General features: G+C 65.1%; 8 protein-coding genes. 5 read left to right on the top strand and 3 right to left on the bottom strand.

Features of this window, described 5'->3' with window-relative positions:
• Positions 1–50 precede the first annotated feature (50 nt).
• Positions 51–215 carry a hypothetical protein gene (locus tag JHC57_RS15910; protein ID WP_004212805.1) on the bottom strand — a complete coding sequence of 55 codons (165 nt, stop codon included), beginning with the start codon at positions 213–215 and terminating at the stop codon, positions 51–53.
• 296 nt (positions 216–511) lie between these two features.
• On the opposite strand from JHC57_RS15910, the gene JHC57_RS15905 reads away from it, so the two are divergent.
• A complete protein-coding gene (locus JHC57_RS15905) occupies positions 512–925 on the top strand; it encodes a thermonuclease family protein (RefSeq protein ID WP_004212806.1) in 414 nt (137 codons plus the stop codon).
• Between the two features lie 151 nt (positions 926–1,076).
• Here the strand turns inward: JHC57_RS15905 and JHC57_RS15900 are convergent, their stop codons facing one another.
• Complete coding sequence (locus JHC57_RS15900; RefSeq protein ID WP_294031185.1) at positions 1,077–1,502, bottom strand: DUF1810 domain-containing protein; 426 nt, start codon at positions 1,500–1,502, stop codon at positions 1,077–1,079.
• 192 nt (positions 1,503–1,694) lie between these two features.
• Here JHC57_RS15900 and JHC57_RS15895 point away from each other — a divergent pair, with 192 nt between their 5' ends.
• The 4 genes from JHC57_RS15895 to JHC57_RS15880 all read left to right on the top strand — a co-directional run bounded on the left by JHC57_RS15895 (position 1,695) and on the right by JHC57_RS15880 (position 8,760).
• Positions 1,695–2,426, top strand: coding sequence for an ImuA family protein (locus JHC57_RS15895; protein WP_004212811.1), 732 nt, complete (start codon positions 1,695–1,697; stop codon positions 2,424–2,426).
• The gene (locus JHC57_RS15890) at positions 2,347–3,906 is read left to right on the top strand and encodes a DUF6504 family protein (RefSeq protein ID WP_278393590.1); all 1,560 of its coding nucleotides are present in this window, start codon (positions 2,347–2,349) and stop codon (positions 3,904–3,906) included. The genes JHC57_RS15895 and JHC57_RS15890 overlap by 80 nt, the downstream gene beginning before the upstream one ends.
• Positions 3,903–7,220, top strand: coding sequence for an error-prone DNA polymerase (locus tag JHC57_RS15885; RefSeq protein WP_294031183.1), 3,318 nt, complete (start codon positions 3,903–3,905; stop codon positions 7,218–7,220). Before JHC57_RS15890 ends, JHC57_RS15885 begins: the two co-directional genes overlap by 4 nt.
• 100 nt (positions 7,221–7,320) lie before the next feature.
• A complete protein-coding gene (locus JHC57_RS15880; protein WP_294031182.1) occupies positions 7,321–8,760 on the top strand; it encodes an IS1182 family transposase in 1,440 nt (479 codons plus the stop codon).
• A gap of 128 nt (positions 8,761–8,888) precedes the next feature.
• Here the strand turns inward: JHC57_RS15880 and JHC57_RS15875 are convergent.
• The coding region (locus JHC57_RS15875) for a substrate-binding domain-containing protein (RefSeq protein WP_294031180.1) at positions 8,889–9,238 on the bottom strand (350 nt) is incomplete at its 5' end.

Below are 9,238 nucleotides of genomic sequence, written 5' to 3'. Positions count from 1 at the left end.
ATGGCAACGGATCTCGAAAGGCGGCGGGGGCGGCAGCCCCCGCCTGAGTGTCACGCGAAGGGATCATATTCGTTGAGCACGGCGACGTCGCCATCGAAGTCGTCGGCGGTGATGACGGCGAACTGCGTTCCGATTGCGATGACCATCGTGGCGGCCATCAGGGTCTTCGAGAGAGTGAGTGCGCTTTTGCGGGCGGTCCCAAGATCGGTGAACATATCGAGGCTCCTTGTGGTGCCGGCGGGTTCATCCCCGCTCGACTGGCGCCCGAAGCGTCGCTCCCGTGGCCGCGATCACCTTTTGGCGGCACGGCAAAAGGCCGTAGCGTGAGCGTACGGACCCTTTACGGGTTGATCGAATAGGTCCGCGGGAGCGACCAAGGATTGCGCCTCAAAGAGCGGGGTGATCCCGTCGGCCGGCATGAGACGTCCCGCCACCGACCCCGTCGCCCAGGATGCACGCCGCGCCGGTTGCCCCTTTGTTCGTGATGGTCAGGACGGCTAGAGCGGGGCCGATGACCCTTTCCTACCGACACGCCCTCGCAGCCCTGTTGTTCGTTTGCTCCCTGTCGAGCGCGGCAGCGCTCCCCGCCGCGACCGGCAAAATCCGCTCTGTGACCGACGGCGACACCTTTCGCCTGATGAGTGGCGAGCGGATTCGGATCGCCGATATCGATGCGCCCGAGAGCCGCGCCGGCCAGGCCAAATGCGCTGCCGAGCTCGCGCGCGGCAAGGCGGCGACCCGCCAGGCGAAAGCCCTGCTCGATGGCAAGACGATCCGCTTCGAGCGGATCGGGCGCAGCTATAATCGCACTGTCGCGCGCGTCACGCTCGACGGGCGCGATCTGGCCGCAAGGCTGATCAGCATCGGCGCAGCACGGCCCTGGCTGCGCCGCCAGCCCAAGCCCGACTGGTGCCGCGCGCGATAGGCGTCACGGCGCCTATGCTCAGGTCCAGAAAGAGGAAGAAATGGACCTGCCGGAGGGGGAACCGGCGGGTCCGTATCAGGGGCCGCATGCGCGGGGGGAAACAGGCGGCCTCGTCTTTCAGAACCGATCGACGCGCGAGCGGTTCCTTGCCTCAGCGAGGGCCAAGGCGCGCAAGCGTCGCTGCATCGGCCTCGCCGCCAAACCAGCGATCGAGCGCGGCCGTGAACAGCCCCCCGCCCCCGGCTTCGACGAACAGGGTGAGGGACGAGCGCAGCTTCAGCGCATCGATGCCACCGAACACCGCCTCGGCACTGGTGCCGGTGAGGTCCTGCAGCGCCGCCACGCAATCGCGCAGCCGGGCACCCAGCACCGGGTGCGCAAGATAGGCGCGCGCCTCGTCGAGTGATGCGATCGCGTAGCGCCGCGCCATCTCGCTCGACCCGAGACCGGCGATCTGCGGAAAGATGAACCACATCCAGTGACTGCGCTTGGCGCCGCGGCGGATCTCGCCAAGGGCCGTGTCATAGATCTGCGCCTGTGCGGCGACGAATCGGTCAAGGTCGAAAGAGGCGGTCATGATGATGCCGTCATAGCCTGCGCGCAGGCGCGCGCCGCCCGGCCGCAAAATTTTTTCTCAAAGATGAAATGCCCGCTCCCCCGCAACTTGGGCCCTCCTGTCAACAAGTCGGAACGGACCCGGTGCTTGACTCTCGATCGCAGCAGTATGAACAAAAAGAGAACATATCAAACCCCGAGTCTTTTGAATGCCATGCGTGAAGCCACCGTCCTTGATCAGCTGCGAGCGCATATTGCGCAGATCGAGGGCAAAGGCGTATGCCACGCAACCACGCCGTTCGGGATCGAGGCGATCGACGCGCGCCTGCCGGGCGGCGGTATTGCCGGCGGCGCGCTCCATGAGGTCGCGGGCAGCCCAGACCTTGCCGACGATGCAAGCGCGACGGTGTTCCTGGCCGGCATTCTCGCGCGGATGGAGGGGCCGGTGCTGTGGTGCCTGCGATGGCGCGACCTGTTTGCCCCCGCGCTCCACCTCGCGGGACTGCATCCTGACCGGGTGATCTATGTCGAGGCGGGCAGCGACACTAATGTGCTGCTCGCGATGGAGGAATGCCTGCGCCATGCCGGGATCGGCGGCGTCGTGGGCGAGATCGGCAAATACAGCACCACCGCCTCCAAGCGGCTGCAGCTCGCAGCCGAAGCGTCGGGCGTGCCGGCTTTCATCTTCCGGCGCGCGTCGAAAGTCGCGCAAGCGGCCGAGGGCACGGCGGCGATCACGCGCTGGCGGGTGACCGCGAGCCCGAGCGAGGATCTCGGCATCCCGAGCCTTGGCCGTCCGCGATGGCAGCTGGCGCTGGAGCGCGTACGCGGCGGTAATCCGCACGCATGGATTGTGGAGGGCTGCGATGCGACGGGTCGTATCGGTCTACCTGCCGCACTGGTCGACCGACCGGCTGCGGCGGGCGACAGCCAAATCGCCGCCTGAAGGGCGTTGCAGCACCACGCCCGACGGACCGCTCGTCACCGCAATTCCTGACCATGGCCGCCGGATCGTCGCGGCGGTGGATGCTGCCGCACGCGCGCTCGGCGTTATGCCCGGCATGACCGTCACCAAGGCGCGGATGCTTGCGCCCGAACTGGAGGTCATCGACGCGCTGCCCGACGCTGACATGGACGGCCTGCGGCGCCTCGCCCTGTGGGCCGGGCAGCGCTATTCGCCGATCGTGGCGCCCGACGCCCCGGACGGGCTGTGGATCGACATCACCGGCTGCGCCTCGCTCTTCGGCAGCGAAACCGCCCTGCTCAAGGATCTGCATCGCCGCATCGCGGCCTTCGGCGTCGCGGTGCATATCGCGGTCGCCGACACGGCGGGCTGCGCGCACGCGGTCGCACGGCATGTCCGCGACGGCAGGCCCGTCGTCATCGAACCGGGGCAACATCGCAGGGCGATGGAGCTGCTCCCGATCCCGGCGCTGCGGCTCGAAGCCGAAATCGTCGAGGGGCTGCGCAAGCTTGGCTTCGAGCGGGTCGAACAACTGCTCGGCGCACCCCGCGCGCCGCTCGCCAAGCGGTTTGGCCGCAGCCTGCATCGCCGTCTCGACCAGGCCATCGGACAGGTCGCCGAACCCATAGAGCCGATCTTTCCGGAACAGATGCCGCGTGCGCGGCGCGGTTTCATGGAGCCGATCGCGTCGCCCGAGGCTTTCGCCCAGGTGATCGGCGATCTCGTCGCCGACATTGTCGAACAGCTTGTCCGCGCAGGACGCGGAGGCAGGCGTCTCGATTGCTATTTCCACCGTGTCGATGGCCATTGTCAGGTCATCCGCATCGGGACGGCGACGCCGAGCCGGGATGCGGGGCATCTCGCCAAATTGCTCTGCGCGAAGATCGAAACGGTTGAACCGGGTCTTGGCATCGAGGCGATGACGCTGCTGGTCTCGCTGATGGAGGCGGCCGCGCCGCGACAGGGCGAAAGCCTCGAACAGCTGGGCCGGCGCGGGCCCGATCTGGCTGCGCTGGTCGATACGCTCGCCAACCGCTTCGGCTCCAGAAACCTGCACCGGATGGCGCCTTGCCCGAGCGGCATGCCCGAACGCTCCGCGACCGGCGCGCCGGCGTTGGGTGAGGCGCGCGGCATGGGATGGGACGATGATCTGCCCCGCCCGGCGCGTATGCTGGCCAAACCAGAACCGATCGAGGTGATCGCGCTGTTGCCCGACGATGCACCGCGCATGTTCATCTGGCGCGGCAAGCGATACCGGGTGACGCAGGGCGACGGTCCGGAGCGGCTGCATGGCGAATGGTGGCGCGATGGCGGCATCGAGGGGCGACAGCCGCTCAGCGTGCGCGATTATTATCAGGTCGAGACGGTGAGTGGCGGCCGCTATTGGCTGTTCCGCGCCGGCGACGGCGAGAGCGCCGCGACCGGCCCGATGCGCTGGTTCATCCACGGCGCCTTCGCATGAGCGCGGGCAAACCGGGCTATGTCGAACTGCAGGTGACGACGCATTTCAGTTTCCTGCGCGGGGCATCGAGCCCCGAGGATCTGTTCGCGACGGCAGCGGCGATGGAGATGCCCGCGCTTGGCGTCGTCGACCGCCATTCGGTCGCCGGGATCGTGCGCGCATGGGACGCGGAGCGGCAGACCGGCGTCCGCGCGATCGTCGGCTGCCGGCTCGATCTCACCGATGGCACCGCCCTCCTCGTCTATCCCACCGACAAGGCGGCCTATGGACGCCTGTGCCGACTGCTCAGCATCGGCAAGACGCGCGCGGGCAAGGGGGCCTGCCATCTCGACTGGTCGGATGTGGCCGACTGGAACGAGGGACTGCTGGCGATGCTCGTCCCCGACCGGGCCGATGCCACGACGCAGGCCGCGCTGGCGCGCACGAAGCGGCTGTTTGGCGAGCGCACCTATATGGCGCTGTCGGTCCGGCGGCGGCCAAAGGACGCAATCCGGCTGCGCGACCTGTCGCGGATCGCCGCCGCCGCAGGCGTGCCGACGATCGCGACCAACGACATTCTCTATCATTTGCCCGAGCGCCGCCTGCTGCAGGATGTCGTCACCTGCATCCGCGAGAAATGCACCATCGACACGCTGGGCAACGCGCGCGAGCGTTTTGCCGACCGGTATCTGAAGACCGGCGCGGAGATGACGCGGCTCTTCCGGCGCTATTTGAAGGATAGCAGCCCGGTCGCGCGCAGCGTCGAATTCGCCAGGCGCTGCGCGTTCAGTCTCGATGAGCTCAAATATCAATATCCCGACGAGATCCAGGTGCCCGGCCGCACCCCGCAGGAAGAACTGGAGCGCCTCACCTGGGAGAAGGCGCCGACGCGCTATCCGCAAGGCGTCGATGGCAAGGTGCGCAGGCAGCTCGAGCATGAGCTCCAGCTGATCGGGCAGCTCGATTACGCCCCCTATTTCCTGACCGTCCATGCGATCGTGGCCGAGGCCCGGCGGCGCGAGATCCTGTGCCAGGGGCGCGGGTCAGCGGCGAACAGCGCGGTCTGTTATGTCCTCGGCATCACCTCGATCGATCCGGTGCGCTCGGAATTGCTGTTCGAACGCTTCGTGTCGGCCGAGCGGCGCGAGCCGCCCGATATCGACGTCGATTTCGAACATGAGCGGCGCGAGGAGGTGATCCAGTGGATCTACGAGACCTATGGCCGAACGCGATCGGCGCTCACCGCCGTCGTGACCCGCTTCCGGGCGCGCGGCGCGGTGCGCGAAGTCGGCAAGGCGCTCGGCCTGTCGGAGGATGTGACGGCGGGTCTGGCCGGGGCGATCTGGGGCTATAGCCGCGAGGGGGTGGAGGAGAAGCACGCGCAGGAGCTCAACCTCGATTTGAGCGACACCCGCCTCGCGCTGACGCTCGACCTCGCCCGCCAACTGATCGACACCCCGCGTCATCTGTCCCAGCATCCCGGTGGCTTCGTGCTGACCCGTGACCGGCTCGACGAACTGGTGCCGATCGAACCGGCGGCGATGGACGATCGCCAGGTGATAGAATGGGATAAGGACGATATCGATCTTCTCGGCTTCATGAAGGTCGATGTGCTTGCGCTCGGCATGTTGAGCTGCATGCGCCGCGCGTTCGAGTTTCTCGAGAACGACAAGGGGCTGCGGCACGACCTCGCGACCATCCCGGCCGAGGATCCCGCGACCTATGCGATGATCCGCAGGGCCGACACATTGGGCGTCTTCCAGATCGAGTCCCGCGCGCAGATGGCCTCGATCCCGCTGATGGCGCCCAAAACCTTCTACGATCTCGTCATCCAGGTCGCGATCGTGCGGCCCGGCCCGATCCAGGGCGACATGGTCCATCCCTATCGCCGCCGTCGCAACGGCGAGGAGGAGGTGACCTATCCGACCGAGGAATTGCGCCGCGTGCTGGAAAAGACGCTCGGCGTGCCGCTCTTTCAGGAACAGGCCATGCGCGTGGCGATCGAATGCGCGGGCTTTACGGCCAGCGAGGCGGACCTGCTGCGCCGTGCGATGGCGACGTTCAAATTGACAGGCGGCGTCAGCCATTTCCGCGACAAGCTCATCAGCGGCATGGTCAGCCGGGGCTATGATCAGGAGTTCGCCGAGAAAACTTTTAAGCAAATTGAAGGCTTCGGCTCCTATGGCTTTCCCGAAAGCCATGCCGCCAGCTTCGCGCTGATCGCCTATGCCTCGTCCTGGATGAAATGCCATCATCCCGACGCCTTTTGCGCAAGCCTCCTCAACGCGCAGCCCATGGGCTTTTACGCCCCGGCGCAGATCGTGCGCGACGCGCGCGAGCATGGCGTCGAAATCCGCCCGATCGACGTCAACGCCAGTCGCTGGGATTGCACGCTTGAGGAGGGCCGCGGTCGCTACAAAGCGGTGCGGCTCGGCCTGCGCATGGCGCGCGATCTGGCCAATGCGGATGCAGCAGCGATTGTCACCGCGCGGGGCGACAGGCCCTTCACCAGCATCGAGGAGATCCAGCAGCGTGCCGGCGTCGGGCGCGGCGCGCTGGACCGGATCGGCGACGCTGACGGGTTCGGATCGCTCGGCGCCGACCGGCGATCGGGCCTCTGGGCGGTGAAGGGTCTCGGGAACGCGGCGCTGCCGCTGTTCGCAGCGGCGGACGAACGGGCGGGCAAGCTGCGCGACGAAGCGATCGAACCCACCGTCATCCTGGCCGAAATGGGTGAAGGCGCGGAGGTGGTGGAGGATTATCGCGCCTCGGGTCTGTCGCTGCGCGCGCATCCGGTGGCGTTCCTGCGCGATGAGCTCAAGGCGCGGCGGATGATCACCTGCGAGCAGTTGCGCACCACGCGCGACGGCCGCTGGATAGAACTGGCCGGGCTGGTGCTGGTCCGCCAGAAGCCCGGCAGCGCCAAGGGCGTGATGTTCATCACGCTCGAGGATGAGACCGATGTCGCCAATCTCGTCGTATGGACCAATGTCTTCGAAAAGAACCGGCGCACGGTGCTGGGCGCCTCAATGATGGGAGTGCGCGGCCAGGTCCAGCGCGAAGGCGAGGTGATCCATGTCATCGCGCAGCGCCTCGATGACCTGTCGGCTATGCTGGCGAGTGTCGGGCGCCGCGCCGACGTCGCCGATATCTATCGGGTCAGCCGCGCGGACATCGTCAGGAACCCGATGGCGCCCGACCCGCGCGATCGCGAGCAGCGGCCGCTCGGGAAAGACGCCCGCGACATCTATATTCCCGATCTACGGCTCGGATCGGGGATCATCCCAGGCCAGCCAACCGAGGGCATTAAGATCAAGCCACGAGACTTTCGTTGATGGCAGGGTTAGCCACCGCTCACGCGGCGTCGGCTGTCGACCCAGGCTGTGTGAAAACGCGGCGGATCTGGTATGATGTTCCAACGGTTTGGAGGATCATATGGGTCGCTTCATTTCTGGCGCGGATCGCAAGCAGACGACATTGTTTCCTCCCTGCGTAGATGATTGGATCGGGGACGATAATCCGGTTCGAGTGATCGATGCATTTGTTGATGCGCTCGATCTTCTGGGGCTCGGATTTGACCGCGCGCAGCCGGCCGCGACAGGGCGGCCTGCTTATCACCCGTCGGTCCTCCTCAAGCTTTACATTTACGGATATCTCAATCGGGTTCAGTCGAGCCGGCGCCTGGAGCGGGAGGCGGACCGCAACGTCGAACTGATGTGGCTTGTGGGCCGGCTTGTACCCGATCACAAGACGATTGCCGATTTCCGGCGAGATAACGGTACTGCGATCCGGCAAGTTTGTGGCCGTTTCGTCTTGCTCTGCCGGGAGATGGCTCTCCTCACGAGTGGCAGCGTTGCCATCGACGGCAGCAAGTTCAAAGCGGTCAATAATCGCGACCGCAATTTCACCAAGGCCAAGCTGGCGCGACGTCGGGAGCAGATTGAAGAAAGCGTTGCCCGCTATCTTGCGCAACTGGACACGGCAGACCGGCAGGAACCGACAGACGCCCTTGCCTCGAAAACAGATCGCCTGAAGGAGAAGATTGCCAGACTTGATGCGGAGATGAAACGTCTCGACGGTTTGGAGGAGCAGATGCTGGCGGCGCCGGACCAGCAGATCTCGCTGACTGATCCTGATGCTCGCTCCATGGCCACAAGCGGTCGTGGGACGGGAATGGTCGGGTATAATATCCAGGTCGCGGTCGATACAGAGCACCACATCATCGTTGCCCATGAAGTGACGAATGTCGGCAGCGACCGGGCTCAACTGAGCGGCATGGCGACAACGGCCAAGGCGGTCCTGGGCGTGGATCAGATGGATGTCGTGGCCGATCGCGGCTATTTTTCAAGCGAGCAAATCCTCGCCAGCGAACAGGCTGGCATCACGGTCACTCTGCCAAAGCCACAGACATCAAGAGCCAAATATGAAGGACGCTTTGGAAAGCCCGATTTTGTCTACGTGCCCGGGCAGGATGTCTATCGCTGTCCGGCGGGAGAACTGCTTAAAAACCGCCTTCAGAGTGAGGAAAGAGGTCTGAAGATAAACCGCTACTGGGCCAGCACCTGTCAAACCTGCGCCATCAAATCGCGATGTACACCAGGCAAGGAGCGACGTGTTTCCCGATGGGAGCATGAAGATGTGATCGAGGCGATGCAGCACCGGCTCGATGCCAATCCGGACGCTATGCGTATCCGGCGCCAGACCGTCGAGCATCCCTTTGGCACAATCAAGTCGCGAATGGGTTACACTCATTTCCTCTCCAGAACCAAACCGCGCGTTTCCACCGAAATGGCCCTCCACGTCCTCGCCTACAACCTCACTCGCGCCCTCAACATCATGGGAACCAGCAATTTGCTGAGTGCGATCGCCGGCTAAGACAGCGCCGCAAAAGTTCGGCTCCTGAAGATATTCATCAACCTCGACCGCGAAGACGTTTCCACACAGCCTGGACCCATTCCGGCCGTTCACGGCCCAAGTCTTAACTCTCCATTCCAGACGGGCAGCTATTCTGCGAGCCGTCCGGATGACCGGCGCGGAATCAGCGTTGGCGCTACGAGCATTGTGGCCGAACTGCCTGACGCTGGTGGCGTATCCAGTAGCTCAAGCGCCGCCGCTGCAATCTGGTCAAACGGGACCCGCATCGTTGTCAGCGGGGTCGGCAGATGGCTGACGATCGGGATATCATTGTAGCCGACCAGCGAGATGTCGCCGGGCACCATGATCCCCATATTGGTGAGTTTCGAGAGTGCGCCGATGGCGGTATTGTCGTTCACTGCAAATATGGCAGTGGGGCGCTGGTCCAGAGCCATGATTGCTTCAGCCGCTTCTGCCCCAGCCTCGATGCTGAAGCTGG

The organism is Sphingopyxis sp. (assembly GCF_016463645.1).
In the GTDB taxonomy this organism is placed as follows: Bacteria; Pseudomonadota; Alphaproteobacteria; order Sphingomonadales; family Sphingomonadaceae; genus Sphingopyxis.
Note: the sequence above shows the minus strand (reverse complement) of the source record. Positions and strands in the feature narration are given on the sequence as shown.